Below are 26,189 nucleotides of genomic sequence, written 5' to 3'. Positions count from 1 at the left end.
CTGGGCTGCGGCCCTAGCGCCCGCTGCCGGTGGCTGCACCCGCCGTGGCGGCCCGCACCCGCGGTACCGGGCAGCGGTCCTCGGAGGTAGCCCGCTTCACGAAGGCCCACAGCAGCAGGGCGATGGACAGGGCCGCCAGCAGCGGCTGGATCGGCTCGAAGTACTGCATGGCGCCGGACGTGCCAAGGGCGAGCAGGACAAGTTTGTTGCAGACCGGGCAGCCCACGGCAAAGAAGGAGACGATTGTTCCGGCCGCGCCGAAGCGGCCCCGGCTGTCGGGCTCCTCGCTGCTGCTCCCGCCGTCGGCCGCAGGTTCGCGGGACACATAGGTGGCCAGCAGCAATCCGGTGAGCACGGCCGTCACCGCGAGGATGGGGAACGACCACCAGGTGGGCGGCACCTCACGGCTGAACAGGGGTGTGTCGATCAGGTCCGTCGGGACGGCCACGAGGACGTAGGTGCCGACGGCGGCGACGGCGGCAGCCAGCCAGCGTCGCGCCGGCCACTGCGCCAGGGCCGGTATCAGGGTGTTAGTGCGCATCGTCGTGCATCCTGTCTCTTGTCGGCTCTGTCTGCCGGTTCTTGTAATAGAGGGCCACGCCCGCCAGCAGGGCGAGGGCTGCGGCGCCCGCGACCGCGAGGTCCGGGACCCCGGCGGCCGCCTCACTGGCAAAGGATTCAGCCCTGAACTGGTCCTGGACCGTCAGTACGCCGCCCAGGCCTGCCGTCCCGTCGCTCAGGAGCAAAAGCACCCCGATGCCGACGGAAATGAGTCCGGAAACCACCATCAGCCAGGAATTGGTCCAAGTCCCGATGGTGAGCGGCCGCGGTCGCAGCCAGCGGCGGCCGGAGATGCCCAGCCGGTCCCAGACGAGCGCCAGAACAAAGAGCGGCACCGCCATGCCGAGGGCGAAGATTGTCAGCAGCATACCGCCGTAGACAGCATTGCTGCCGACTGCCGCCACGGTCAGGACGGAGCCCAGGATGGGTCCGGTGCAGACTCCGGCAACGCCATAGACGGTCCCGAGGGCAAAGACGGACAGCCGGGAGGTCCCGGTCCGGGCCGTCGGCGTGAAGGCGGCGGGAAGCCGGACGCCGCTGATCTGGGCCAGCCCCAGAAGGATCACCAAGGCCGCCGAAGCGCCGACGAGGACCGCGCGGTGCTGCGTGACGAGGGAACCGAGCGCCCCCGCGAAGATTCCCAGTGGCACCAGGGTGCTCAACAGCCCCAAGTAGAACAAGCCGGTGCGTGCCACGAGCCGGGTTTTCGTCGAGAATGCGTAGGCAAAGAACGCCGGCAGCAGCAGGGCGGAGCATGGACTCAGCAGGGTGAGGACCCCGCCCAGGAAGGCGCCGGCGTAACCGATGTCCATCAGTTCCCCTTGGCCGACTTCAAGGCGGCCTCGATCGCTTTCTCAAAGGTGGCCACCGGCTGCGCACCCACGATCGGGGTGTCGTTGACCAGGAATGTCGGGGTGCCGGTCGCGCCGAGGCCTGCAGCCTCCTGGGCGTCCTTGGCCACCGCAGCCTGGAGCTCGGCGGATTCCAGATCCGCTTCGAACTTCTTCAGGTCGGGGACCCCGGCCTTCCCGGCCAGCTGGACCAGCCGTTCCCGCGGCAGGGCGGCGTGCCCCCGTTCCGGCGCAATGGCGTAGACGGCCTTGTTGAATTCCCAGAACCGGTCCTGCGCGGCAGCGGCGCGGCCCGCGACGGCAGCATCGGAGGACTCCCCGCCGAAGACCGGAAGGTCCCGCCACTCCACCCGCAGCTGGCCGCTGCCGACGTATTTTGCCACCAGCGGCGGCAGGGTTTCGCGTGAGAAGAGCCCGCAGAAAGGGCAGCGGAAGTCGGCGTACTCCACCAGGACAACCGGTGCGTCCGGACGCCCGATCGCCATCGGATCATCAGGGATCCGGCGTGCCATGTCCAGCTTCCCACTGGCGGGTTTTCCGGTGCTCCGGGACTGCTGTTGTTGCTTGTCGTCATTTTTCTGCGCCGCTGCGCCCTGGTAGGAGAGCAGGCCCACGAACAGCAGCAGCACCGCGATGCCCAGGGCGGGCAGGATGAACGAGGCGGCGCGGCGGCGCGGCTTGGCTGGGGGTTGTTTGGACGAGGTCAAGGTGGGCATCCGGCTCCTCGAACGGGCAGCAACGGGCCCGCAAATGTCTAGACATTTAATGTCCTAGCGAGGCTACGTGACAACCGGGGTCATGTACAACACCCAACCGGGCCGTTGGGGGGTGCAGTTGGGGATGCAGTCCGGGGGTCCCGGGCGGGGCGCGGCGGGTGGGGCGAGGGCGGGGCACGGCGGGTGCGCGCTGTGGGTCCAGTCGAATGTCTGTACATTTCCGGCGGTGGGTCGCTAGCATGCACGATATGTCCGGGCCCGCACTGCGGTGCCCGGACCCGTCCGCGCCAAAGGAGATTGTGTGTCTGAGCTTTCCGCCGAAAACGAGCCCCGGGGCTCGGCAAAAAATGACCTGAGCCGTCCGGGGGAGCCGGCGGGTGCGGGTCCCCGGGGACTCGTGGCCCACGGATCCGGTCCTTTGCCGGACGGGGCGCTGGCCGGAGTGCTGCGTAGCAGCCAGAACGCGGTGGATGCCCTGGGGCCCGGGACCCCGGTGGAGGCTGTTATCCAGGGTCCGGGGGTTGCCCAGTTGGCGGAGGATTCGGAACACCGGGCTGCGGTCCTGGCCGCGCTCGCCCACGGCGTCCGGGTGCTGGCCTGCGGGAACAGCCTGCGCTCGGCGGACCTGCCGGCCGAGCGCCTGCTGCCCGGCGTCGGCGTCGTCCCGGCCGCCATCGCGCACCTTGCCCGGCGTCAGTGGGATGGCTGGGCGTACATCCGCCTGTGACGGGCGGGCACGGCCCCCGGTGGGACTCAGGCGTCGCGCAGCGGGCGGCGGGCCAGCCAGGCGGCCACGATGGCGCCGGAGATGTTGTGCCAGAGCGAGAACACGGCGGAGGGCAGCGCGGCCAGCGGGCTGAAGTGGGCCGTGGCCAGCGTCGCCGCGAGGCCGGAGTTCTGCATGCCCACCTCGAAGGCCAGGGCGCGGCGGGCCTTGTCGTCCAGGCGGCCGAGCTTGCCGGCCAGGTAGCCCAGGCCCAGGCCGAAGCCGTTGTGCAGCACCACGGCGAGGAAGACGATGCCGCCGGCGGCCACGATCTTGTTGGCGCTGCCCGCCACGACGATTGCAACGATCAGCGAAATGACCACGGCGGAAGCCCAAGGCAGCACCGGGAGCACCTTGGCGACGACCTTTTTCAGGAACAGGCGGGCCAGCAGACCCGCGACCACCGGCAGCAGCACCGTCTTGACGATGTCCAGCACCATGCCGGCCGCGTCGATCTGCAGGTAGGAGCCGGCGAGGAAGAGCACCAGCAGCGGCGTGACAATCGGGGCGATCAGCGTGGACACGGAAGCAACAGCGACGGAGAGGGCCACATCGCCCTTGGCCAGGAACGCCATCACGTTCGAGGCCGTACCGGACGGTGCACAGCCGACCAGGATCAGGCCGACGGCGAGCTCCGGCTCAAGGTGCAGCGCCTGGGCGATCAGCCACCCGGCACCGGGCATGATGACGTAGTGCGCCACGATGCCCAGCACTACGGCCCACGGGCGCTTGGCCACGGAAGCGAAATCCGGCGGCGTTAGGGTCAGGCCCATGCAGAACATGATGATGCCCAGCAGGTACGGCACGCTCGGCGCGAGCGGCTTGAACGCGCCTGGCAGCAGGAAGCCGGCGACGCCGGCGACCACCACGAGGAGCGGAAACACGGTGACCGCTATGCGGGCGATTTTGGCCTCGGCGGCGAGGGCCGGATTGACCGGGGTGTCCGCGTCAGTGCGGGACTCCGGCGCGGACTGTGGTGATTTGGTTGCCTCAAGCATCCAAGCATGGTGCCACCGGCGTCCGTGGTCCGGCCACTTTATGACCGGAGGGCGGGCGAGTATGTCAGATTTATGGCTGCGGCGCGCACGTCAGGCGGTTCGGTTGCCCAGCATCGCGATGAACTCGTCCGCCTGGCTGAGGTTGCGGGCCATTTTCGCGCGCTGGTGCTCGGCGCGCTCCAGGAATTCGGCCAGCCGGGCGTCAGGGCCGGAGTCGGCAGTTGCCGACGCGCTGCCCGGGGTCCCTTCCGCGGCGAGCAGGCCGAGGATTTCCGCCATTTCCTCCAGGGAAAACCCCAGCGGTTTCATCTGCTTGATCAGCATCAGGCGCGCCGCGTCGGCCTCCGAGTAGACCCTGAAGCCGCCGTCGGTGCGGGCCGACGCGGGGAGCAGTCCGACGTCGTCGTAATGCCGGATGGTCCGCAGGGACAGCCCGGTGCGTTCTGCCAGTTCGCCGATGTGCATGGTGCTGGTGGTTTTCGCTGTCATGAGCCCCTCTGTCCCGTTCGGGGATCAACTCTACCATCACGTTAGGGTAGGGTTGAGCGTACGGGGTGAGACTTCAAGATCAAATCCCCCGTTTCCCGGCGCGACGCTGCGCCCCTCATTCATTAGCTAAACGAAGCCGCTGCCACGCGCCTTCTTGACCATGAACGGAGCCAGCAATGGCCGTCCAAACCGCCGGGGATGCCCCGGCCCTCACCCCAGAACAGCTGCAATCCGTGCGGGGAACCCTCAGGTCCCCGCGTCGGCTCAAGACCGAGGTCCTGGCCGGACTCGTCGTCGCGCTGGCCCTGATCCCCGAAGCCATCGCCTTCTCGATCATCGCCGGCGTCGATCCCCGGATTGGGCTCTTTGCCTCCTTCACCATGGCCGTCACCATCGCCTTCGTCGGCGGCCGGCCGGCCATGATTTCGGCTGCCACGGGTGCGATCGCCCTGGTGATCGCACCGCTGGTGAAGTCCCACGGGGTCGACTATTTCGTGGCCGCCGTCATCCTGGCCGGCGTCTTCCAGATCATCCTGGGACTCTCCGGGGTCGCCAAGCTGATGCGGTTCATTCCGCGCTCCGTGATGGTGGGCTTCGTCAACGCCTTGGCCATCCTGATCTTCCTGTCCCAGGTCCCGGAACTGCTTGGTGTCCCGTGGCTGGTGTACCCGCTCACCGCCCTGGGCCTGGTCATTGTCTTCGGGCTGCCGAGACTGACCAAGGCCGTCCCCGCCCCGCTGGTGGCGATTGTGGTGCTGACGCTCATCACCGTGCTCGCCGCCGTCGCCGTTCCCACCGTGGGTGACAAGGGCGAACTCCCGGACTCCCTGCCGACACTTTTCCTGCCGAACGTGCCGCTCAACCTCGAGACGCTGCAGGTCATCTTCCCCTTCGCCCTCGCGATGGCGTTCGTCGGGCTGCTTGAATCGCTGATGACGGCCAAGCTCGTTGACGACATCACCGACACCCGTTCCCACAAGACCCGCGAGGCGTGGGGCCAGGGCGTGGCCAACGTGGTGACCGGCTTCTTCGGCGGCATGGGCGGCTGCGCGATGATCGGGCAGACCATGATCAACGTCAAGGCCTCCGGCGCGCGCACCCGGATCTCCACCTTCCTCGCCGGCGTCTTCCTGCTGATCCTGGTGGTGGTGCTGGGCGGCATCGTCTCGCTGATTCCGATGGCAGCCCTCGTGGCCGTGATGATCTTCGTCTCCGTAGCCACCTTCGACTGGCACAGCATCCGTCCGCGGACCCTGAAAATGATGCCCAAAAGCGAAACCGCCGTCATGGTGGCCACCGTCATCGTCACGGTGGCGACCCACAACCTGGCCATCGGCGTCGGCGTCGGCGTCCTTGTCGCGATGGTGATGTTTGCCCGCCGCGTCGCCCACTTCGTCACCGTCAACCGCTCCGTCAAGATCATCGGCGGGCGGGAAACGGCCACTTATGTGGTGGACGGCGAGCTGTTCTTCGCTTCCTCCAACGACCTCTACACCCAGTTCGAATATGCCCTGGACCCCGAGCACGTCATCATCGACATGCACGCCTCGCACCTCTGGGACGCGTCCACGATCGCCGCGCTGGACGCCATCACCGAGAAATACCGCCACCACGGCAAGGACGTTCAGATCGTCGGGCTCAACGACGCCAGCGTCCTCATGCGCGAACGCCTCGGCGGCAAGCTCGGCGCCGGACACTAGCAGCCGGACACTAGCAGCCGGACACCAGGGGGCTGGCCTCCGAGCCCCGCCTTTAGGAGGCGGGCCTCGACGCCTTTCCGTCAAGCCAGAGCGTGTCGGACTCGTCGCTGTGCGCGCCGGTGGCCCCCACGTGCTTGCTGCTGATGCCCGGCCCCTGCCGGATGACGTGGACCAGGGCCATACCGTGGCCGCGTCCCAGGCCGTAGTCAGTCTTCAGCCAGTCAAGGATCTCGCCGGCCTTCGCGGACGTACCGGCGAAGCCTTTCTGCCGGGCGAGTTCGAGAAGTTGGCGGGGAGTGAGGCCGGTCTTGTCCTCAATGGTGTCGAGGTACGCCTGGAATGACATCCGCGGATTCCTTTCGGCGGTTTGTGGGGCTCGTGGGGTTGTTGGGGCTGGGGTCACTTTAGGGTCTGGAACCGGCCACCGGTAGGCCCGTGCGGCCCTATTTGCGGCGGCATATCTGGCGGCCCGGCCCGGGCTTCAACGGGCACACCGCGGCGGCTACGCTCGGGAGTATGGCGCAGACATGGGAGCCGGGCCAGCCCGGTGTGCTCAGTCTTCCTTCCGGACGCCTCATCCGCGGCCGCGGCCTGCTGGCGCCGTTTCCGCCCGGCCCGCGGCCCGAATTCGGACTGTATCTGCTGGGCCGTCGTCCGCGGCCGGTGGAGTGGGACTTCCGCTGGGTCCGCTGGCGGGACCTGCATGTGCCCGCCGACGACGCCGACGCCCTGGACGCGTTCCGCGAGGCGTGGCGGCGCGCGGAAACCGAGCGGGTGGAGGTGGCCTGCTGGGCAGGCCGGGGCAGGACCGGCACGGCGCTGGCCTGCATCGCGGTGCTCGACGGCGTCCCGCCCGCCGAGGCCGTGGCCTTCGTGCGGCGGAACTACCGGCGCAGCGCCGTGGAAACACCCTGGCAACGGCGCTACGTGGCGCGGTTTCGCGGGGCAGGTTCCTGAGGCGCAAGCGCATCCGCGAGGCGCAGATTCCCCGCAGTTAGCCCTGCGTCAGCCGGTAGCGCTCAATCTGTTTGAGCCGGCGCAGCAGGCTGTCGCGCCGAGGGTGCGGGACGGCGTCGGCCGGTTCCGCGGTGAGGTCGATGTGCGCGGTTCCGTACTGCCACAGCAGCAGGTCGTCCAGCAACCTGTCCGGGCCGGGCGAGTAGCGGTGGTCCAGGGCCTTGCGGACCTCGGTGATCCGGTTGGCGCTGAGCAGGCCGGCGAGCTGCATGGTCTGGTTCAGGCCGTGCGCGGCCATTAGTTCGGCGGCCCAGCCCCAGTCGTCGTCGACCTTGCGGTCCACGTGCGGCAGCAGCGTCCGCCAGACGTCCCGGATCCGGTTGGGCGTGAGCTGCGCGGCGCCCTCGCCGTCCATGTCCCAGTAACTGCGGACCTCCTCGTAGCGTTCATGCAGGTCGGCGAACGCCCCCTCCACGGTTTCCAGCATGGCGGCCGTGGCAGTGAACTGCCGGTCGAAATGCGGGGTCCAGGCGCGCGGATCCTCGGCCTTGAACCGGATGTCGTGCTCGATTTCGCTCCAGGCGTGCGCAAAAACCGTCCGGATCTGGCACTCGAAGAAGTAGCTGCCGTTGGGCTGCACGTCCGGGTTGAAGACGTGCTGGTACTCCTTGACGACCTCGTTCTGGATGGTTCGCAGGATCAGGTGCCGGCTCGAGTAGCCGTAGGTCCCGGATTCAATCGAGCCGATGTCCTTCTCGCGGTCGCCGCGGCAGTCGAAAAGGTGGCGCTGGCGTTTGATCAGGTTGGCGACCACGGCGTTTTCCGCCGGGAGCTTGGTGATGACGCGGATGCCCACCATGTCATTGAGCGTGCGGAACGGATCCGGAAATTTCAGCACCGGCGGCCCGCCCGGCTCCAGGGGCTCCTCGATGCGGGAGATCTTCTCACGGAAGGACTCCACGGTCTTGGTGCGGCCGGTCACAAACAGCGGCGTCACCTCGGTGCCCTTGAGCATGGCCCGCAGCGACAGCAGCACCTCCCGGGTGACCAGTTTCAGGGCAGGGCGGACCCGCTCGTAGAGTTCCACGTTCTCCTGCACGGAATCGCGCAGTGCGGGGTCCAGGCGGTCCCAGTTGCTAGCCATGGGCCTAGCTTACGGCGCGGCTGTGACATCTACGCGGGAGGCGGCGGTTCGGCGGCAAAGCAGAGCCGCGTTCAACGGTGCCGCGCGGTGCCCACGGTAGGCTCTGCACATGGCTGATGTGCGGCGTCGGACTTTCTTCGCGGCCGCAGCGGCGGTGACACTGGGGGCGGTCGCTGCTTGCTCACCGGGCCCCAAGGAGGACACAGTGAAGCGGCAGAAGTACCACTACGGCGACGACCCGAGCCAGTGGGGGGAAATCTTCCTCCCGGATGCGGCCGAGCCCAGGGGAGTGGTGGTGGTCATTCACGGCGGCTACTGGCGTTCGCAGTACGGCGCCGAGCTGGGCGAACCGCTGGCCAAGGACCTCGCCGCCCACGGGGTGGCCGCCTGGAACCTGGAGTACCGGCGGCCCGGCAACGGCGGCGGCTGGCCGCACACCTTCGCTGATGTCCTGGCCGGGATCGACAAGCTCCGGGACGTCGCCGGCGAACACGGCCTCGGCCTGGACCGCGTCGTCGCCCTCGGCCACTCCGCCGGCGGCCACCTGGCCGTGTGGGCTGCCGGCCGGAGCCGGCTCGGACAGCTCGGCGCCCCGGATGCTGACCGACAGCTCCTGCGCAAGGACGACGACGCGGCGGTGCACCTCACCGGGGTGGTCAGCCAGTCCGGGCTGCTGAACCTGGCCGAGGCTGAGCGGCTCAACCTGAGCAACGGCGCGGTGAGCAACTTCCTGGGCGGTTCCTCGGAAAAATACCCCAAACGGCATAAGTTCGCTGACCCCATGAGCGCCGTGCCGTTGCGGGTTCCGGTCTACGCCGTCCACACCACCGACGACGACACCGTGCCGGTCAGCCAGTCCGAGGCCTACTCCGCCGCGGCCAAGGCCGGCGGCGCCCCGGTTCAATTCCTCAAGGTCCCCGGCGACCACTTCTCCCTGATCGACCCGAAGGCCGCCGCCTACCGGAAATGCCGCGAACTCGTCCAGCAGCTGCTGGGCTGAACCGGCTGAACCGGGCGATGGGGCCGGGCGCCGGTGATAGCGTGAGCCCATGCATGTGAAAGTTCCCGCGGTGCTCCGTGCCCCCGTGGCGGGCTTCACCAAGTTCGCGCGCGCTTTCGCGCCCCGCCATCCCGCCCAGGTGATCGTCCTGGGCTTTGCCGGCGCCGTCGCCGCGGGGACCGGACTGCTGTCCCTGCCGGTGGCAAAGACTGGCGACGGCGGGGCCACCTTCCTGGAGGCCCTCTTCACGGCCACCTCAGCCGTTTGCGTGACGGGCCTGAGCACCGTGGACACGCCGGTGTTCTGGAGCGGCTTCGGCCAGGTGGTCATCCTGGTGCTGATCCAGATCGGCGGGTTCGGTGTGATGTCCTTCGGCACCCTGCTCGGGGTCCTGACCGCCCGCCGGCTGGGCCTGAAATCCCGGTTGTCCGCCGCCGCGGAGACCAAAAGCACCGGCTTCGGCGACGTCCGCGGGCTGCTGGTAGGCGTCCTCGGCATCAGCCTGATCGTGGAAACACTATTGGCCGTGATCCTCGCGGCCCGCTTTATGGCCGGCTACGGCTACCCGCCCGGCGAGGCCGTGTGGCGCGGCATCTTCCATGCGGTGTCAGCCTTTAACAACGCCGGTTTCGCCTTGTATTCAGACAATCTGATGGGGTTCGTCGGCGACCCCTGGGTGTGCTTGCCGATTGCCGCGGCGGTGATCATCGGCGGCCTCGGCTTCCCCGTCCTCTTTGAACTGGTCCGGCAGTACCGGCGCCCGATCTTCTGGGGCATGAATACCAAACTGGTCCTGGTCGGCACCGCGGTGCTGCTCACCGGCGGAACCGTGTTCCTGACTGCTGTGGAGTGGACCAACCCGGCCACACTCGGCGCGCTGCCGGCCGGCGACCGCGTGCTCGCCGGCTTCTTCCAGTCCGCCATCACGCGCACCGCCGGTTTCAACAGCATCGACATCTCGCAGATGCATCCCGTGTCCTGGCTCGGCATGGACATCCTGATGTTCATCGGCGGCGGCCCGGCGGGAACCGCCGGTGGCTTGAAGATCACCACCTTCGCCGTGCTCTTCTTCATCCTCACCACCGAACTCCAGGGCGGCACGGCCGTGAACATCTTCGGGAAGCGGCTCTCCCGCGCCGTCCACCGCCAAGCGATCACCGTGGTGCTCCTCGCGATCGCCCTGGTGGTCGGATCCACCATGTTCCTGATGCTGATCACCGACTTTGGCCAGGAGCGGATCCTTTTCGAAGTTGTCTCCGCCTTCGCGACGGTGGGCCTGTCCACGGGCATCACCGCCGCCATGCCGCCGGCCGGCCAGCTGGTCCTGATCCTGCTGATGTTCGTCGGCAGGCTGGGGCCGGTGACCCTCGGCGCCGCCCTCGCGCTGCGCGAACGGCCGCTGCTCTACGAATTCCCCAAAGAAAGGCCGCTCATTGGCTAAGAACATTTTTGCCGCCCGCACGGCGGCCGCCAGCGTCAAGGCGTCCTCGGTGGTGGTCATTGGCCTCGGCCGCTTCGGCGGTTCCCTGGCCCTGGAGCTCGAGGCCCAGGGGACCGAGGTCCTCGGGGTGGACGCCAGCGAGGAAATTGTCCAATCCTTCAACGGCCGCCTCACCCACGTCGTCAGGGCCGATTCGACCAAGGAAGAGGTGCTGCGCCAGCTGTCCGTGCACGAGTTTGACCGCGCGGTGGTGGGCATCGGCTCCGACATTGAGGCCAGCATCCTGACCACCTCACGGCTGCTGAAATTCCAGCGCCCGCAGATCTGGGCGAAGGCCATCAGCGAGCCCCACGCCGAAATCCTCGCCCAGCTCGGCGTCGAGCACGTGATCCGGCCCGAGCATGACATGGGCAGGCGGGTGGCCCACCTGGTTCTCGGCTCCATCCTCGACTACGTCGAATTCGAGGACGATTTTGTGATGATCCGGACCGGCCCGCCGGCGGTCGTCCGGGACCGCCCGCTTGGGGTCGTGGGACTGCGGGAGAAATTCGGCGTGACCGTGGTGGCCGTCAAGCGCCCCGGCGGAACCTGGGGCCACACCACGGCGCAAACGGTCCTCTACGAGGAAGACCAGATCATCGTCCAGGGCGCCAAGTCGCAGGCGGAACGATTCAGCACGATGCCGTAGGCAAAGTAGACTGGGGACAGGTGCGCCGGGAAGTCTGGTCGGCATAGTTCAGTCGACCCAAATTTTAGGACTCCCGCATGAGCCACACCCCTCCTCCCGCGCCCCGGCCCGGCAAACCGCGCCTGACCTTCTTCAGTCGCGGGAGCTATGCCGAATCCCTGCGCATCGGCGAAATCCTCCGCAAGGAAACGGTCGGCGGCGCCCTGCTTGTGCTGGCGGCCGCCGCCGCGCTGATCTGGGCCAACTCGCCGGCCTCGGACAGCTACTTCGCGCTCCGCGACTTCAAGGTCGGCTACGAACCCTGGCACCTAAACCTCAGTCTCGGGGCGTGGGCCGCGGACGGGCTGCTCGCCATCTTCTTCTTCCTGGTCGGCCTGGAGCTCAAGCGCGAATTCGTAGCCGGCGACCTGCGTCAGTTGAACAAGTCGATCGTGCCGGTCGCCGCGGCCGCGGGCGGGGTAATCGTCCCGGCGGCGATATACGCCGTCGTCAACCTCGGCAGCCCGGAGACCCTGCGCGGCTGGGCGATCCCCACCGCCACGGACATTGCGTTCGCCGTCGCCGTCCTCGCGATCATTGGTTCGCACCTGCCCAGCGCGCTGCGGATCTTCCTGCTCACGCTCGCCGTGGTGGATGACCTGATCGCCATCACCATCATCGCTGTCTTTTACTCCAGCGATCTCCAGATCATCCCCCTGCTGCTGGCCCTGCTTCCCTTGGGGTTGTACACCTATCTGGCGCACCGGTACCGGCGCTTCTTCGGGCTGAAGGCCCCCGCGGCGTGGTTCATCCTGCTGCCGCTGGGCCTGGCCACCTGGGCCCTGGTGCATGCCTCGGGCATCCACGCGACGGTGGCCGGTGTCCTGCTTGGCTTTGCGATCCCGGTGCTGCGCTCCCAGGCCAGCGGGGGTCCGGAGGCCGGTCCCGGGCTGTCGGAGATCTTCGAGCACCGCTTCCGGCCGATTTCGGCCGGCGTCGCCGTGCCGGTCTTCGCTTTCTTCTCCGCCGGCGTCGCCGTCGGGGGCTGGGAGGGGCTGGGCTCGGCGCTGACGGATCCGGTCGCCCTCGGCATCATCCTGGCCCTGGTGCTGGGCAAACCCGCCGGCATCCTGGGCACCACGTGGCTGCTGACCAAACTGACCCGGGCCCGGCTGGACAGCTCGTTCAAGTGGATCGACATCTTCGGCGTCTCAATCCTGGCCGGGATCGGTTTCACCGTTTCGCTGCTGGTGGCGGAACTCAGCTTCGGCCACGGCAGCATCCACGACGACCACGCCAAGGTGGGCATCCTGGCGGCGTCGCTGCTCGCTGCCCTGCTGGCCAGCGCGGTACTGAAGACCCGGAACCGGCAGTACCGGCTGGCCGAGGAAGAGGAGCGGCGCGACTCGGACAACGACGGCATTCCGGACGTCTACGAAAAGGACGCCGCGGAGTCCTAGCGGCCCGGCCGCCGGGCTAGGCGTGGTGGTCGGTGCCGCGCATCCGGACCGCTACGACGACGCCGGACAGTCCGGTCACAACGGCGACGACGGCGATCGCCGCCGGGATGCCGTAGGCGTCAGCGAGCAGCCCTGAGAGCAGCGCGCCCACGGCGAAGCCGCCGTCGCGCCACAAGCGGTAGATCCCGACCGAACGGGCCCGCCACTGCGGGTGGGCAACGTCGCCGATGGCTGCCAGCAGGGTGGGGTAGACCATGGCCGTGCCGACGCCGAGCAGGATGGCGGCGACGAGCCAGATGTCGAAGCCGCGGCCGGCGGCCACCATCCCCAGGCCGACGGCCTGGACAAACATGCCGCCGGCGATCAGCCATTTGCGGCCCACGCGGTCCGAGGCGGCGCCGGTGACCAGCTGCACCGCGCCCCAGACTGCCGGGTATACCGCGGCGAGGATGCCGATGCGCTCGATCGAGAGGCCGGCACCGGCAAAAAGCACCGGGAACAGGCCCCAGGCCAGGCCGTCGTTGAGGTTGTTGACCAGCCCGGCCTGGCTGACCGAGGAGAGCGAGCGGTCCCGGAAGCTGGTCAGGGTAAAGATTTCGCGGGTGCTGAGCGACGCGCCGGCGCCGCTGTGCGCGTCGACGTGGTTGGCGGCCTCGGTCTTGGCGTGGTGGTGCGTCTCCTTGACGGCGAGCACGGACAGGCCCAGCCCCAGGGCGATGTAGGCGGCGCCCAGCAAGAACGGCGCCGGACGCAGCCCGTAGGATGCGGCGAGGTAGCCGGTGAAGAGGGCGGTGCCCGCGACGCCCAGGTAGCCCGCGGCCTCGTTGAAGCCCATCGCAAGGCCGCGCCGGTTCGGCCCCACCAGGTCCATCTTCATCACCACGGTGGTGGACCAGGTCAGCCCCTGGCTGATGCCGAGGATGACGTTGGCGGCCACAATCCAGGACCAGCTGGTGCCGAAGATCAGCAGCAGCGGGACGGGCAGAGCGATCAGCCAGCCGGCCACCAGCACCGGTTTGCGCCCGAAACGGTCCGAGAGGGTTCCGGCGAAGTAGTTCGTGGCCGCCTTGGCCAGCCCGAAAGCCACAATGTAGGTCAGGGCGGAGGTGTACTTGTCGAGGTGGAACACCTCGCTGGCGAGCAGGGGAAGAACGGTGCGTTCCTGGCCCAGGGTGCCGCCTACCAGGGCGTTGACCGCCACCAGCAGCATGAACTGGGCAAGGTTTTGGCGCAGCCCCAGGACGACGGCGTTCCGCCCGCCGGACCGTGGTGCAGCGGGCATGCCGGGGCGTGTGCTCTCGATCGGGGCCATGCCCTTATTTTATACCCCCCGGGGTATCCGGCCAAACCGCCCGGCGGGGGCCGGGTCCTTGCGTCCATACCCCCGGGGGTTTCATGATGGAAGCGGTGACCTTGTTGTACCCACGTTGCCCGCGCAAGGGTGGCGCGCCACGCGCCGCCGGACCTTGAAGGAGAAACCATGGATGTCATCGTCATTGATACCCCGCAGCTCGGGGACCGCAGCTACCTGGTCCACGACGGCGCCGTCGCGCTGGTCATCGATCCGCAGCGCGACACGGACCGGGTTGAGCAGGCCGCCCGGGAGGCCGGCGTCGCCATTACGCACGTGGCGGAAACCCACATCCACAACGACTACGTCACGGGCGGCCTCGAACTCGCCAAGGCCCACGGCGCCAGTTACCTCGTCAATGCGGCCGATCCGGTGAAGTTCGAGCGCACGCCGATCACTGACGGCGAGACCGTGCAGGTCGGCGCGTTCACGGTCAAGGCCGTGGCCACACCGGGCCACACCCACACGCACTTGTCCTTCATCGTTGAAGACGGCGACAAGCAGGCCGTTTTCTCCGGCGGAAGCCTGCTCTACGGCTCCGTGGGACGGACCGACCTGGTGGCCGCTTCGGACACCGTCGGCCTGACCCGCGACCAGTACGCCTCGGTCCGCCGCCTGGTCGAGCAGGCCGACCGGGACGCTGCGCTGTTCCCGACGCACGGGTTCGGGTCGTTCTGTTCCTCGGGTCCGGCCACCGGGGCGGACGAATCCACGATCGGCGAGCAGCTCACCGCCAACCACGCCCTGACGGACCCGGATGAAGAGCATTTTGTCCACGAACTGATCGCCAACCTCACGGCCTACCCGTCGTACTACGCCCACATGGGCCCGTCCAACACCCAGGGCCCCGGCGCCGCGGACCTGTCGGTTCCGGAGTCGGTGGACCCGGCGGAACTGAACCGCCGCCTCGAAGACGGCGAATGGGTTGTTGACCTGCGCAACCGGGTGGCGTTCTCCAGCAGCCACCTGAAAGGGAGCGTCAGCTTCGAATACGGCGACGGCTCGAGCTTCACCACGTTCCTGGGCTGGGTGCTGCCCTGGGACGAGAAGCTGACCCTGGTGGGCTCACTCGAGGACGTCGAAAACGCCATCCGCGACCTTTCCCGGATCGGCATCGATTCCCCGGACGCCGCCGTCGGCACCGAGCCGCACGCGCTGGCCCCCGATGCCGCACTCGCCTCGTATCCGCGCGTCGGCTGGGACGGGCTGCTCAGCGGCCGGGCCGAAGGGGATGCCGTACTGGACGTGCGCCGCACCGACGAGTTCGCCGGGTCGCGCGTGGCCGGCGCCGTGAACGTGCCGCTGCACGAACTGCTCGGCCGGATGGATGAGGTGCCCGACGGCAGGCTCTGGGTGCACTGCGCGTCCGGCTACCGGGCCGGCGTCGCCGCCAGCCTGCTGCAGCGGGCCGGCCGGGACGTCGTCCAGATCGACGCGACGTTCGAGGAAGCCGAGACCTCCGGGGTGCCGATGGACAAATCGACCCTCCAGGCCGCGGACTAGGCCGCCGGGCCGGGTCCCCGCGCGAAACACAGCGGCGCCCGGCCAGGTTCTCTGGCAGAGTATGAGCATGCTCACAGTCATTGGTGAGGCCCTGGTTGATGTTGTCCAGCGCTCCTCAGGTATCCAGGCCCACGTCGGCGGCAGTCCCTTGAACGTTGCCGTGGGACTGGCCCGGCTGGACCACCCGGTACAGTTCATCGGCCGCTACGGCCGGGACGCCTACGGCGAATCCGTCGCGGCCCACCTGAAGTCCAGTTCGGTGCTGCTGCCGCTGGGACCGGATGAGCTGCCCACGTCGGTGGCCACTGCGCTGATCGACGACGACGGCGCCGCGAGCTACACCTTCGACCTCGCCTGGGAACTCCCCGGCCTCGCGGACCGGCTGCCTTTCATGCTGCAGGGCAGCACCCTGCTGCACACCGGGTCGATCGCCACCATGCTGGCCCCGGGCGCCGCGGACGTGCTCGCCGCCGTCGAGCATGCCCATCCTTCGACGACCATCAGCTTCGACCCCAACTGCCGTCCCAGCATCATCACCGACGCCGACTATGCGCGCCACCAGACCGAGAAGTTCGTCAGCCTCGCCGACGTGGTCAAGGCCTCCGACGAGGACCTCGAATGGCTCTACCCCGGCGTGGACCCGCTCGAGTCGGCCCGTCGCTGGCTCTCGTTCGGCGGCTCGGAGGGCCCCGCCATGGTGGTCGTCACCCGCGGCGCGGCCGGCCCCTGGGCCATTAACGCTGCCGGCGAGGCGCACGCCCCGGCCCCGGCAGTGAAGGTGGCCGACACCGTCGGCGCCGGCGATTCCTTCATGGCCGCCCTGCTCTCCGGCATCGTGGACCTGGGCCTCAACGGGGCGCAGAACCGCCCCGAACTGCGCGGCCTCTCCGCGGAGAGCCTGCGTGAACTCCTGGTCCACGCCGCTGCGGCCGCCGCCGTAACGGTCTCCCGCGCCGGCGCCAACCCGCCCACCCGGGCCGAACTGAACCGGATGGAACTGAACCCTGAAAGTGCGGGCCTAACCAGCAACTGAGAGGCAGCCATGGCAACCTTCACTCTGCGCAGCGACACCTTCGAGGACGGCCAGATCCTGCCGGCAGCCCAGCGCGGCGCGGCGACCGGCCCGGGCGGCAAGGATGAATCACCGCCGTTGCACTGGAGCGGAGCCCCGGCCGGCACCCGGAGCTACGCCGTCACGATGTTCGATCCCGACGCCCCCGGCCATGGCGGCTTCTGGCACTGGGCCGTCCTGGACCTCCCCGCGGACGCTACCTCGTTGCCCGCCGGTGCGGGAGCACGGCACGGCGGGGGCCTGCCGCTCGGCGCCTTCCAGCTCCGGAACGACGGCGGTTCGGCCGGCTACCTGGGGGCGGCCCCGCCCAAGGGGCATGGACCGCACCGCTATGTCATCACGGTGTTGGCCCTCAACGTGGAAAAGTCCGGGCTCGACGCCGGTGGGTCCCCGGCCAAGCTGGAAGCCAAGCTCGGCCCGCACACCCTGGCCCGGGCCACGTTGACCGGACTCTACGAACGGCACTGACCGTCGACGTCGTCGGCCCCGGAAGCAGCCCGCCCAGCTCCCCGTTTCGACGGGTTCCCCGCGCCCTCGACGTTTCCGCTTACCCTGCGGGCAGGGAACCGTCGAAATGGTACCGCCGCAGCCAACGTAGACTGGCAGTATGCGGCTGGTAGCAAGTGATATTGACGGAACGATCCTGGGCCACGACGGTCACATCAGCGACCGGACCGTGCGCGCTTTCCACGCCTGCCGCGACGCCGGGGTGGAGCTGGTGTTCGTCACCGGCCGCCCGCCGCGCTGGCTGCATCCCCTGCAGGAGCAGCTGGGCCACACCGGAACGGTCATCTGCTCCAACGGCGCCGTGGTGTGGGACCTGGAGGCCGACAAGATGGTGTCCGCCCGCGCACTGGAGCTCGACGCCGTCTTCGAGGCCCGCCGGATCATCCAGCGGTTGCGCCCGTCCGCGCTGTTCGCCGCGGAAACTCTGACCGGCTTCCACCTGGAGCCGGGCTTCCTCGGAACCGGCTCCAGCGGCCTGCTCGCCGAATTCACCCCGGCCCCGCTGCAGGACACGCTCACCCCGGACGACGCCGTGGTGAAGTTCCTCGCGATCGTCCGGGAAGGAACCGCAGACGACTTCCTCGCCGAGGTGTCTCCCGCGGTGGCCCACCTGGCCGCCGCCACGCACTCCGCCCCCAACATCGCGCTGCTGGAGCTGTCGCTGCCGGGCGTCAACAAGGCCGTGACCCTGGCCGAATACGCCGCGTCCCTGGGCGTCGAGGCGCAGGACGTGGTGGCCTTCGGCGACATGCCCAACGACATCGAGATGCTGCGCTGGGCCGGTCACGGCTACGCCATGGCCAGCGGCCACCCGGAGGCCATCCGCGCCGCCGGCCGGCAGGCACCGCATTTCGACGACGACGGCGTGGCCCAGATCCTTGAGGCCAAGCTCGCCGAGCTGGGAGTCCGGCACCCGTAGCCGGCCCCGGCTGCCCGCCGCGGCCCGCGCGGCCCGGACGGCCATGGGATTCCCAGCTGACGGACAACTGCCGTTCACCTTGGCCTCTTAGGCTGGCGGGACCGAACGGATCTCTTGACTGATGGTGGGGCACTCATGGCCAGATACGGCAACCGAAATAGTGATGACCAGCCGTTCGGGCGGGTCGACCCGGACGCGCACTGGAAGAGCCTGCGCCAGGGTGACCGGGTCCGGGTGCGGCTCACGCCCGGGTTCGAGACCGGCGGGTTCGTGGACGCGGTGACGCCGGACCACACCACGGTGTGGGTGGACCTCGACGGCGGCGGCGGCCGTACCCTGCTGCACTGCAGCGACGGGGTGGAGATCCTGCCGCACGGCTGAGCCTGATCCGCAGCGGCCAGCCCGAGGATCTGCCAGCCGGACGCCCCCGGCCAGCCGGGCGCCCCCGGCCAGCCGGGCGCCACCGGGCTCGGCTCCGGTACGCTTCAGGAGTGACCGCCCCGCACCCTTTCCTCGCCCATGGCGGCGCCGCCGGAGCGCCCGTGCCGATGGCCCACCGCGGCTTCTCGCCGGCAGGCGCCGAGAACTCGATGGCGGCGTTCCGCGCCGCCGTCGCCCTCGGGTACCGCTATCTGGAGGCGGACGTGCACACCACCGCCGACGGTGTCCTGCTGCTGTTCCACGATGAAACCCTGGACCGCGTCACCGACGGCAGCGGGCGCATTTCCGAGCTGCCCGCCGCGACCGTGGCCCGGGCCCGGATCGCCGGCGCGGAGCCGATCCCGCTGCTGGCCGAGCTGGTCGCGGAGTTTCCCGACATCCGGCTCAACCTCGACGTCAAGGACTGGAACTCGGTGGCCACGCTGGCTGCCGCGATCGAGCAGCACGGCCTGCATGACCGAGTCCTGATCGCCAGTTTTTCCGACCGCCGGCGCCGCGCCGTGCTGCGGCGCCTGAGCCGTCCGGCCGCCAGTTCCGCCGGCATGGCGTCCAACGCCCTGTTCGTGCTGCTGGGTCCGCTGCTTCCAGCGGGCGTGCTGCGCCGGGTGACGGCCCGTGCGCTGCGCGGCGTGCACGCCCTGCAGGTCCCGGTCCGTTACGGGGCCATGCCGGTGGTGACGGCGGGGTTCGTCCGGCGCGCCCACCGCCACGGCCTGCACGTCCACGTCTGGACCATCAATGAACCGGCCGAGATGCACCGCCTGCTGGACCTCGGCGTGGACGGGATCGTCACCGACCGCGCCGACCTGCTCAAGAGCGTGCTGCAGGAGCGCGGTCAGTGGCAGGACTGAAGCCCTAAGGCTCCTTCCCTGACGGCGACGGCCGGCCGGGGAAGGAGCAGTGCGCGGGTGCCTAGCCGCGCCCCATGCTGAGGGTCGGGTCGCCGTCGCCTTCAGAGGGATCGCCCCGGAACTGGCCCGGCTGGGTCTCCGGCAGGCCCCCGGGCCCGGGTACGCTGCCGGGGGCACTGTCCGGCCCCGGAGCGGGGTCGCCCAGCGGGGGAGCGTTGTCGGGGTCGTTGACAGGGTTGTCCAGCGGGCCGCCCGGTGGCTGCGTGGGGTCCGCAGGCCGCTCGCCCGGCGGGGTGGAGGTCGGATCGGTTGCGGCGCGGTCGCCGGTCAGCGCGCCGTCATTGTCGTCCCGTTCCCCCTCCATCGCATTTGAGCCCTCGCTGATCGAGGAATGTACCTGGACCTCGTCGCGGGGATTTCCGGGGTCCGGGGCGTGGCCGTCGTCCGACTTCTTAGCCGTCCCCGCGAGGTCTTCCATCGCGTACTCGGCGCCCTTCTTGATGCTGTCTCCGATGCCCATCGCGTACTCCTCACTCTCAATTTCGCCGCGGCCGGAAGAACCGGCCCTGCCCATCCAGAATTATCAGCATGCTTAGGATTAGTCCAGAGTCCGTCTCAACTGCTGAGTTCCACCATCAGGGCCGGCAACTCGTCGCAGAGCTCGCGGGCCAGGTAGCCGAGCCCTCCCAGCCTGCTGGCGAGCCGGTCACCGGCGGCGGCGTGCAGGTGGGAGCCCCAGCAGGCGGCCTGCTCATCGGTGGCGCCGCGGGCCCGCAGGCCCGCGATGGCGCCGGCCAGAACGTCGCCGCTGCCCGAGGTTCCCAGGCCGCTGTGTCCGGTGGTGATTTCCCAGCTGTCCCCGCCCGGCGCCGCGATGATGCCCTGGCAGCTCACGACGGCCTGGTAGGCCTCGGCGATCTTCGGCACGTCCCGCTTGAGGTCCTCAACATCGTGCCCCAGCAGGATGCCGGCTTCGGTCACGTTGGGGGTCAGGATCAGCCGGCCCGCCCAGGGCTTCAACTCGCCGGCCAGCTCGGGCAGGCAGCCCAGGGCGTAGGCGTCGAGGACGACGGCGGGACCTCGCTTGGGCCGCGACCGTCCCGGCAGCAGCAAACCGCGCAGCAACGCCAGGGTCTCGTCCTTGTCATCCAGGCCGGGCCCGATCAGGATGGCGTCGGCCGCACCAACCTCGTCCGCCAGCAGCGACGCCCCGGAACCCTTGACCGATCCGCGGGCGGTCTCCGGCAGCCCCACGACGCCGGACTCGGGGAAGGCAACCGCCAGCTGCACCGCCGTCGACTCCGCCACCGCCAGGGTCAGCCGGCCGGCGCCGGAGCGCAGGGCAGCGACGCCGGCGAGCAGGGCCGCGCCCGGCGTCTTGCGGGCACCTCCCACCACCAGCACCGAGCCGCGGTCATCCTTGCCGGACCCGCCGCCCGGCAACGGCCAGCCGCGCAGCAGCGTCGGTGTCACCTGGACCACGGGCGAGGACTCAGCGCGGGTGGACATCGGCATCTCCTGCGTGTTCGGTGACGGGCACGCCCTGCTCCGCCAGGTGGTCCGCCATGTTAAAGCTCTCCAGCTCCCAGGCCCCGTCCCCGCCGGCGCGGACGAAGCGGCTGACAGAGGCATTGAGGACACTGGTCGTGGCGGCAATGTCCAGCAGCTCGGACTCCGAAAGGCCCTGCAGGATGTAGCGGAACAGCACGATCAGGGCGTCATGGCAGACCACCAGAACCTCCTCCCCGGCGTGCTCCCGGTCCAGGTCGGCCAGCAGCGAGCGGAGCCGCAGCACGACGTCCGCCCATGATTCGCCGCCCGGCGGCCGGTAGTAGAACTTCCCCAGCCACCGCCGTCGCTGGGCTTCCTCCGGTAGCCGCGCCTCCACGCCGGCGGAGGTCAGCATGTCCAGGATTCCCAGCTCGCGGTCCCGGAGCCGCTCGTCCAGCCTGATCTGCCCGCGCCATCCGCCGGTCTGGACGGCCAGTTCGGAGGTCTGCCGGGCGCGGGCGTAGGGGGAGGACCACACGGCAGCGCGGCCCTGCTCGGGGACGCGGGCCAGCAACCGGCCCAGGGCCAGCGCCTGTTCCCGGCCCGTGTCGGAGAGGCCGACGTCGGCGTCGCGCGCCGGAACGTTGATGACGTGTGACCCGGCCTGATGCGCGAGCGTGGCGGCCACGTTACCTTCGCTTTCCCCGTGCCGGACCAGGACCAGCCCCGTAATACCCGGCCGGCCGCCGCCGGCGTGTCCCATGATGCTCACCGTTACCTCCTGCGCGCTGGGCCCGCGGCGCGGGCCGGAACTGCCACGGCCGTCCACGGGAGAATCCCCGGGCGGCCCGGAAGTGCCCACGTTACTCCCGCCCGCGCGGCCTTGTCTCGGAAGCGAAATGTCCGCGCCGGCTGGCAGGATGGAACCATGCGTATCCTGATCGCCCCGGACAAGTTCAAGGGCTCCCTGACCGCGGCCGAGGCCGCCGCCGCCATTGCCGAGGGCGCCCTGCGCGTCTATCCCGAGGCCGAGGCCATCCAGTTCCCGGTGGCCGACGGCGGCGAGGGCACCCTGGAGGCGGCCGTCGCCGCCGGCTACGAGGAGCGCCTAAACGCCGTCGTCGGGCCGATCCTGGCGCCGATCGGGGCGGCCTGGGCAATGCGCCAGGACGCTTTCGGCGGCGCCACCGCCGTCATTGAGACAGCACAGGCCTCCGGACTCGCGCACATGGAGCCGACGCCCGCCAACGCCCTGCGCGCCCACAGCTACGGGTGCGGCCAGCTGATCGCTGCGGCGCTGGACGCCGGTGCCACCGAAATCGTGCTGGGCGTGGGCGGCTCGGCCATGAGCGACGGCGGCAGCGGCGCCCTGCGCGCCCTGGGCCTGAAGCCCGTGGACGCTGCCGGCAACGTGGTGCCGCTCGGCGGCGGGTCGCTTGGCGAGGTGGCCGCCGTGGACGTCAGCGGCCTGGACCCGCGGCTGGCCGCCGTGAAGTTCCGGATTGCCGTGGACGTGCAGAACCCGCTCTACGGACCCGACGGCGCCGCCCACGTGTTCGGCCCGCAGAAGGGCGCCGACCAGGAGGCCGTGGAAGTGCTCGACGCCGGGCTGCGCAACTGGGCTTCGGTGCTGCGGCAGGCGACCGGCCGTGACGTCAACGTCGCGGGCGCGGGCGCGGCCGGGGGATTCCCGGCGTCGTTCCTGGCCTTTAGCGGCGCCTCGCTGGAAGGCGGGTTCGAACTCGTCGCCGGGCTCACCGGACTCGCCGCAAAGCTCGCGGACGCGGACCTGGTGATCACGGGGGAGGGTTCGCTGGACTCGCAGTCGCTGACCGGCAAGGCGCCGATTGCCCTCGCCGACGCCGCCCGCGAACTGGGCATTCCGGTGATCATGGTGGCCGGCCGGATCCTCGTCACGCCCGAGGACCTGGCCCGGCACGGGGTGGTCGCCGCCGCCCAACTGCTGGACGTGGCGCCCAGCCCGGCCGAGGCCATCGCGAAAGCAGCGAAGTACCTGGCCTGGGCCACCAGCCAGGTACTCGAAGGGGCCTGAGCCGCCCTCGCCGTTAGCGGGGACTAGCCCCGGACGTTTGCGGGGTCGTTGCCGTAGCTGTTCTTGCTGGCGATCTGCCCGTCCTGGTTCTTGATGACGTGCTCAACCTTGTCCTGTTTGGCGGCTTCCCGGCCCTCCGCGACCGCCTCGTCTTTCGTTCCGCTGGTGGAAAAAGCGCGCCCGGTGCCTTCGCGCTTGTTCTTCCACACGCCGTCTTCGTAGTACGTCTCGATATCGCCCTTGGCCATGGAAAGCTCCTTGTTGATCACGGTCTGCTGACAACGGTCACGCTACACAAGACGGGCCACGCAAGGGGGCAAGCGGTGCCGAAAGGCGCGCCCGCCCGAGGTCAGGCCCCGGTTTCGTAGTGCGGTTCGGCGACGGGCTTGGACTCCGGTGAGCCCTTTTCCCGCAGGTAGACGGAGGCGCCCACCAGCACCGCGACGGCCAGGAACTCGCTTTGCCAGTTCTGGAAGGACTCGAACCAGAACCGGCTCGTCGCGAGATAGCCCAGGACACTGACCGGCGGCTGGCCGTGGGCCTGCTGCTCCTCGCTGTAGTCCTCGCTGCCGCCGACAGCGTGGAGTCCCACCGACATCAGGAACAACAGCAGGAACATAATGGAGAGCGAGTGTTCATAAAGCTTGAGGACCCATCCGCCACGGCGCACCGGCCAGGGTGTCGCCGCCTTGATCGGGGCGTCCCGCGGATCCTCATCCTGCGGGGCCTTTTTGTTCATCGGCTTGGACTCCGAGGAACCCTTCTGGAAGAGGAACACCGTCAGGATGACGTACATGCCCATTTGGAGGAACTCCGACTCCCAGTTTTCGAACGTCGCCTCCAGGAAGGCGCCCGTGCCCAGATACTCGAAGATTCCGACGGCGGACTGGCCGTGGGCGAGCTGGTCCTCGCTGTAATCGGCCGCGCCGCTGACGACCATGCCGCCGAAGAAGACAACAAAAAGTCCAATGTTGGCTAGCAGCAGTCCGTGTTCCTTGGCCCACTTGCGCATCTTTGCTCCCGGCTCTGGGTGGTGGGTGTGACGTGTGGTTTCCGTCAAGGCCTAGTCCTGGCGGGCCCGGTGGCGAAGCATGTTGGGAATCAGCACCAGCAGGACCAACAGTACGGCGAGCAGGGCGGCGCCGGCCGTAAGCCCGGCGGCACGTCCGGCCGTCACATCGAAGACGAGCGCGGAGGTGCCCACGCTCAAGAGCGCGACGCCGGCCAGTGCCACTTTCGCGATGCGGTCCGCGCTGGCCACCAGGGTGTCCTTGAGCCCTTTGCGGAAGAGCCGCCGGTGCGTGCTGACCGGCAACAGGATCAGTGCGGTGGTCAGCGCCGCCAGGATGACGTTGGCGAGATAGAGCGTCACCTGGAAGTCGTCCAGCGTCTCGAAACGGCTCTGGAACGGCAGGGTCAGCAGGAAGCCCGCGAGGATCTGCACGCCGGTCTGCAGCACCCGCAACTCCTGCAGGAGCTCTGCCCAGTTGCGGTCCATCTTCTCGTCGAAGCTCTCGTCCCGGTCGTCTTTGCGGGTCTCCTCGGCGTTCGGCATCATCGCTCCTAACGTGGATCAAAACTTGGTACTAAGCTTACTGACGATTTTCGGGTACGGTGGAGGAACAGGAAAACCGACACATTTGGGTAGGTGGACTATTGAGCAACTCTAGACAGCAGGACCAGCCAAAAGACCCCAGGGGTGGCTATCACGCCGGGCCCTTTCCCGAGCAGGTCCAGGAACAGCCCGGACTCACAGCTCCGATGGAGCCAAAACCCGATCACGGCGAGCACAGTTATGAGGGCAGCGCGGCGCTGAGTGGCAAAGCTGCGCTGATCACTGGCGGGGACTCCGGAATCGGTAAGGCAGTGGCGATCGCCTTCGCCCGCGAAGGGGCCGACGTCGCCATCTCCTACCTCCCGGAAGAGGAGGACGATGCCCGGGATACGGCCGAGTGGATCCGGAAAGCCGGCCGCAAGGCGCTCCTTCTCCCGGGCGATGGGCGCAGCGAGGAGTTTGCCGCGAAGATCGTCGAGGATGCGCTGGCAGAGTTCGGACGGCTCGACGTCCTGGTGCTGAATGCGGCTTACCAAAAGAACCGGGAGAGCTTCGAAACGTTGCCCACCGAAGAGTTCGACCGGGTCTTCAAGACCAACCTGTACTCCCTTATGTGGACCGCGCGCGCGGCGGTCCCGCATTTGAAGCCGGGGGCGTCCATCATCACGACGGCGTCGATCCAGGCCTTCAATCCGTCGCCGGAGCTCATCGACTACGCCATGACCAAGGCGGCCCAGGTGGCCTTCACCAAGGCCTTGGCTCAGGAATTGGGACCGAAGGGCATCCGGGTCAATGCCGTGGCTCCCGGTCCCATCTGGACACCGCTGATTCCGGCGACTGAATGGCCGGACAAGCTCCCCAGCTTCGGCCAGGACACGCCCCTTGGCCGCGCCGGCCAGCCCGCGGAGCTCGCCCCGGCCTATGTGCTGCTCGCGTCCGACCACGGGTCCTATATTTCCGGCGCGGTGCTGCCAGTGACTGGCGGCAAGGGCCTTTGAACACCCCCTAGATCCGACCATCCAGATTCGACCGGCCACATGCCAGGAAGCAGGAGGAACGACATGAGTGAGGAAAACCACCAGGGACGCGCCGTTGAGGAAGAAGCAGGCGGCTACGGCACCCCCACCGCGGAGCAGGAACTGCCGGACGGGGACGCGAAGACCTTCGCCCAGCCGCGCGACGAGGAGGCCTTCGACGCCGCGGGCCTCAACCAGGACAGCCCAGACGGCGAGACGTACCCGGCCGGAGCGCCGGACCTGAGCCAGTTTGGCGCCGAAGACCAGGACAGTGCAGGAGAACCCGGAGCCGGACGCTTCGGAGGAACAGAGGAACAGATGAACGCGGAAAACGAAAGCACCGACGCCGGCTTCGAGCCGGGCAACGAAGCGGCAGCCGAAAGCGGCGGCGCTGTGCCCTCCTCGGAAGCGGATATGGACGCGGCCAACACCGAAGAGCCCGAGCCGGGCCGGCCGTTCTCCTCCGAATCCGGCCAGGACGCCGCCGGGATTCCGGACGGCAGCGGCACGGACCTGCCGGACGAGCAGTCACCCAAGGACCGCGGCCGCGATGACGCAGAGTCGTTCGACGCCGGCTAGACGTAACTAGACCGCCGTCTTCACACGAAAGGCCGGCGCCCTGCCACCTTGGCTTCTAGCGGTCGTTGCAACACCCAGAACTTTTGGGAGTTGCAACGACC

Annotated in this window: 30 protein-coding genes; 16 read left to right on the top strand and 14 right to left on the bottom strand. The window is 68.9% G+C overall.

The window, feature by feature from the left end; translation table 11 throughout:
• Nucleotides 1-13: 13 nt before the first annotated feature.
• The 3 genes from ABIN76_RS05340 to ABIN76_RS05330 are packed head-to-tail and all read right to left on the bottom strand — an operon-like array spanning nt 14 to nt 2,128.
• Complete coding sequence (locus ABIN76_RS05340) at nt 14-541, bottom strand: hypothetical protein (RefSeq protein ID WP_346958688.1); 528 nt, start codon at nt 539-541, stop codon at nt 14-16.
• Nucleotides 531-1,373 carry a cytochrome c biogenesis CcdA family protein gene (locus ABIN76_RS05335; protein ID WP_346958687.1) on the bottom strand — a complete coding sequence of 281 codons (843 nt, stop codon included), beginning with the start codon at nt 1,371-1,373 and terminating at the stop codon, nt 531-533. Before ABIN76_RS05335 ends, ABIN76_RS05340 begins: the two co-directional genes overlap by 11 nt.
• Complete coding sequence (locus ABIN76_RS05330) at nt 1,373-2,128, bottom strand: DsbA family protein (RefSeq protein ID WP_346958686.1); 756 nt, start codon at nt 2,126-2,128, stop codon at nt 1,373-1,375. Before ABIN76_RS05330 ends, ABIN76_RS05335 begins: the two co-directional genes overlap by 1 nt.
• Nucleotides 2,129-2,429: 301 nt before the next feature.
• Here ABIN76_RS05330 and ABIN76_RS05325 point away from each other — a divergent pair, with 301 nt between their 5' ends.
• On the top strand, nt 2,430-2,855 hold the full coding sequence (locus ABIN76_RS05325) for a DsrE family protein (protein WP_346958685.1): 426 nt from the start codon (nt 2,430-2,432) through the stop codon (nt 2,853-2,855).
• Nucleotides 2,856-2,881: 26 nt separating this feature from the next.
• Here the strand turns inward: ABIN76_RS05325 and ABIN76_RS05320 are convergent, their stop codons facing one another.
• On the bottom strand, nt 2,882-3,892 hold the full coding sequence (locus ABIN76_RS05320) for a bile acid:sodium symporter family protein (RefSeq protein ID WP_346958684.1): 1,011 nt from the start codon (nt 3,890-3,892) through the stop codon (nt 2,882-2,884).
• A gap of 90 nt (nt 3,893-3,982) precedes the next feature.
• Complete coding sequence (locus tag ABIN76_RS05315; protein WP_346958683.1) at nt 3,983-4,381, bottom strand: MerR family transcriptional regulator; 399 nt, start codon at nt 4,379-4,381, stop codon at nt 3,983-3,985.
• 176 nt (nt 4,382-4,557) lie between these two features.
• Here ABIN76_RS05315 and ABIN76_RS05310 point away from each other — a divergent pair, with 176 nt between their 5' ends.
• Entirely contained in the window at nt 4,558-6,081 is a 1,524-nt protein-coding gene (locus ABIN76_RS05310; protein WP_346958682.1) for a SulP family inorganic anion transporter, read from the top strand.
• A gap of 52 nt (nt 6,082-6,133) precedes the next feature.
• Here ABIN76_RS05310 and ABIN76_RS05305 read toward each other — a convergent pair whose 3' ends face one another.
• Nucleotides 6,134-6,427: a DUF4287 domain-containing protein gene (locus ABIN76_RS05305; RefSeq protein ID WP_346958681.1), complete on the bottom strand. Its 294-nt coding sequence runs from the start codon at nt 6,425-6,427 to the stop codon at nt 6,134-6,136.
• Between the two features lie 170 nt (nt 6,428-6,597).
• Here ABIN76_RS05305 and ABIN76_RS05300 point away from each other — a divergent pair, with 170 nt between their 5' ends.
• Nucleotides 6,598-7,038 carry a protein-tyrosine phosphatase family protein gene (locus tag ABIN76_RS05300; RefSeq protein WP_346958680.1) on the top strand — a complete coding sequence of 147 codons (441 nt, stop codon included), beginning with the start codon at nt 6,598-6,600 and terminating at the stop codon, nt 7,036-7,038.
• A 37-nt stretch (nt 7,039-7,075) separates the two neighbouring features.
• Here ABIN76_RS05300 and ABIN76_RS05295 read toward each other — a convergent pair whose 3' ends face one another.
• Nucleotides 7,076-8,182, bottom strand: coding sequence for a (p)ppGpp synthetase (locus ABIN76_RS05295; RefSeq protein WP_346958679.1), 1,107 nt, complete (start codon nt 8,180-8,182; stop codon nt 7,076-7,078).
• Between the two features lie 205 nt (nt 8,183-8,387).
• On the opposite strand from ABIN76_RS05295, the gene ABIN76_RS05290 reads away from it, so the two are divergent.
• The 4 genes from ABIN76_RS05290 (at nt 8,388) to nhaA (ending at nt 12,750) form a co-directional block, all read left to right on the top strand.
• The gene (locus tag ABIN76_RS05290; protein WP_346958678.1) at nt 8,388-9,182 is read left to right on the top strand and encodes an alpha/beta hydrolase; all 795 of its coding nucleotides are present in this window, start codon (nt 8,388-8,390) and stop codon (nt 9,180-9,182) included.
• Between the two features lie 49 nt (nt 9,183-9,231).
• On the top strand, nt 9,232-10,623 hold the full coding sequence (locus tag ABIN76_RS05285) for a potassium transporter TrkG (protein WP_346958677.1): 1,392 nt from the start codon (nt 9,232-9,234) through the stop codon (nt 10,621-10,623).
• On the top strand, nt 10,616-11,311 hold the full coding sequence (locus ABIN76_RS05280) for a TrkA family potassium uptake protein (protein ID WP_346958676.1): 696 nt from the start codon (nt 10,616-10,618) through the stop codon (nt 11,309-11,311). Before ABIN76_RS05285 ends, ABIN76_RS05280 begins: the two co-directional genes overlap by 8 nt.
• A 77-nt stretch (nt 11,312-11,388) precedes the next feature.
• A complete protein-coding gene (gene nhaA, locus ABIN76_RS05275; protein ID WP_346958675.1) occupies nt 11,389-12,750 on the top strand; it encodes a Na+/H+ antiporter NhaA in 1,362 nt (453 codons plus the stop codon).
• Between the two features lie 16 nt (nt 12,751-12,766).
• On the opposite strand, the gene ABIN76_RS05270 is transcribed toward nhaA, so the two are convergent.
• Nucleotides 12,767-14,032, bottom strand: coding sequence for an MFS transporter (locus ABIN76_RS05270; RefSeq protein WP_346958920.1), 1,266 nt, complete (start codon nt 14,030-14,032; stop codon nt 12,767-12,769).
• A gap of 198 nt (nt 14,033-14,230) precedes the next feature.
• Here ABIN76_RS05270 and ABIN76_RS05265 point away from each other — a divergent pair, with 198 nt between their 5' ends.
• The 6 genes from ABIN76_RS05265 to ABIN76_RS05240 all read left to right on the top strand — a co-directional run bounded on the left by ABIN76_RS05265 (nt 14,231) and on the right by ABIN76_RS05240 (nt 19,394).
• Complete coding sequence (locus ABIN76_RS05265; RefSeq protein WP_346958674.1) at nt 14,231-15,604, top strand: MBL fold metallo-hydrolase; 1,374 nt, start codon at nt 14,231-14,233, stop codon at nt 15,602-15,604.
• Between the two features lie 67 nt (nt 15,605-15,671).
• Nucleotides 15,672-16,637 (top strand): carbohydrate kinase, encoded by a 966-nt coding sequence (locus tag ABIN76_RS05260; RefSeq protein ID WP_346958673.1) that lies wholly within the window; start codon nt 15,672-15,674, stop codon nt 16,635-16,637.
• Nucleotides 16,638-16,646: 9 nt separating this feature from the next.
• Nucleotides 16,647-17,144, top strand: coding sequence for a YbhB/YbcL family Raf kinase inhibitor-like protein (locus ABIN76_RS05255; protein WP_346958672.1), 498 nt, complete (start codon nt 16,647-16,649; stop codon nt 17,142-17,144).
• A 139-nt stretch (nt 17,145-17,283) separates the two neighbouring features.
• Nucleotides 17,284-18,102 carry an HAD family hydrolase gene (locus ABIN76_RS05250; protein WP_346958671.1) on the top strand — a complete coding sequence of 273 codons (819 nt, stop codon included), beginning with the start codon at nt 17,284-17,286 and terminating at the stop codon, nt 18,100-18,102.
• A 135-nt stretch (nt 18,103-18,237) separates the two neighbouring features.
• Nucleotides 18,238-18,483, top strand: a complete 246-nt coding sequence (locus tag ABIN76_RS05245; protein WP_346958670.1) for a hypothetical protein — start codon at nt 18,238-18,240, stop codon at nt 18,481-18,483.
• A gap of 110 nt (nt 18,484-18,593) precedes the next feature.
• A complete protein-coding gene (locus ABIN76_RS05240) occupies nt 18,594-19,394 on the top strand; it encodes a glycerophosphodiester phosphodiesterase (RefSeq protein WP_346958669.1) in 801 nt (266 codons plus the stop codon).
• A 61-nt stretch (nt 19,395-19,455) separates the two neighbouring features.
• Here ABIN76_RS05240 and ABIN76_RS05235 read toward each other — a convergent pair whose 3' ends face one another.
• The 3 genes from ABIN76_RS05235 to ABIN76_RS05225 all read right to left on the bottom strand — a co-directional run bounded on the left by ABIN76_RS05235 (nt 19,456) and on the right by ABIN76_RS05225 (nt 21,648).
• Nucleotides 19,456-19,914, bottom strand: coding sequence for a hypothetical protein (locus ABIN76_RS05235; protein WP_346958668.1), 459 nt, complete (start codon nt 19,912-19,914; stop codon nt 19,456-19,458).
• A gap of 95 nt (nt 19,915-20,009) precedes the next feature.
• Nucleotides 20,010-20,903: an NAD(P)H-hydrate dehydratase gene (locus ABIN76_RS05230; RefSeq protein ID WP_346958667.1), complete on the bottom strand. Its 894-nt coding sequence runs from the start codon at nt 20,901-20,903 to the stop codon at nt 20,010-20,012.
• Complete coding sequence (locus ABIN76_RS05225; RefSeq protein WP_346958919.1) at nt 20,887-21,648, bottom strand: histidine phosphatase family protein; 762 nt, start codon at nt 21,646-21,648, stop codon at nt 20,887-20,889. The genes ABIN76_RS05230 and ABIN76_RS05225 overlap by 17 nt, the downstream gene beginning before the upstream one ends.
• Before the next feature lie 165 nt (nt 21,649-21,813).
• Between ABIN76_RS05225 and ABIN76_RS05220 the strand changes: the two genes are divergently transcribed.
• On the top strand, nt 21,814-22,938 hold the full coding sequence (locus tag ABIN76_RS05220) for a glycerate kinase (protein WP_346958666.1): 1,125 nt from the start codon (nt 21,814-21,816) through the stop codon (nt 22,936-22,938).
• Nucleotides 22,939-22,961: 23 nt separating this feature from the next.
• On the opposite strand, the gene ABIN76_RS05215 is transcribed toward ABIN76_RS05220, so the two are convergent.
• From ABIN76_RS05215 to ABIN76_RS05205, 3 genes are all read right to left on the bottom strand, one after another.
• Nucleotides 22,962-23,186, bottom strand: a complete 225-nt coding sequence (locus tag ABIN76_RS05215) for a DUF2188 domain-containing protein (protein ID WP_346958665.1) — start codon at nt 23,184-23,186, stop codon at nt 22,962-22,964.
• A gap of 101 nt (nt 23,187-23,287) precedes the next feature.
• Nucleotides 23,288-23,998 (bottom strand): DUF6766 family protein, encoded by a 711-nt coding sequence (locus ABIN76_RS05210; protein ID WP_346958664.1) that lies wholly within the window; start codon nt 23,996-23,998, stop codon nt 23,288-23,290.
• Nucleotides 23,999-24,001: 3 nt separating this feature from the next.
• A complete protein-coding gene (locus tag ABIN76_RS05205; protein ID WP_346958663.1) occupies nt 24,002-24,493 on the bottom strand; it encodes a DUF6328 family protein in 492 nt (163 codons plus the stop codon).
• A 101-nt stretch (nt 24,494-24,594) separates the two neighbouring features.
• Between ABIN76_RS05205 and ABIN76_RS05200 the strand changes: the two genes are divergently transcribed.
• Together ABIN76_RS05200 and ABIN76_RS05195 are read left to right on the top strand one after the other, a co-directional pair.
• Entirely contained in the window at nt 24,595-25,491 is an 897-nt protein-coding gene (locus tag ABIN76_RS05200; RefSeq protein ID WP_346958662.1) for an SDR family oxidoreductase, read from the top strand.
• Nucleotides 25,492-25,554: 63 nt separating this feature from the next.
• Complete coding sequence (locus tag ABIN76_RS05195) at nt 25,555-26,088, top strand: hypothetical protein (RefSeq protein ID WP_346958661.1); 534 nt, start codon at nt 25,555-25,557, stop codon at nt 26,086-26,088.
• Nucleotides 26,089-26,189: the final 101 nt, after the last annotated feature.

It is taken from the genome of uncultured Arthrobacter sp., from assembly GCF_964021775.1.
In the GTDB taxonomy this organism is placed as follows: Bacteria; Actinomycetota; Actinomycetes; order Actinomycetales; family Micrococcaceae; genus Arthrobacter.
This window is presented reverse-complemented; position numbering and strand designations above follow the sequence as displayed.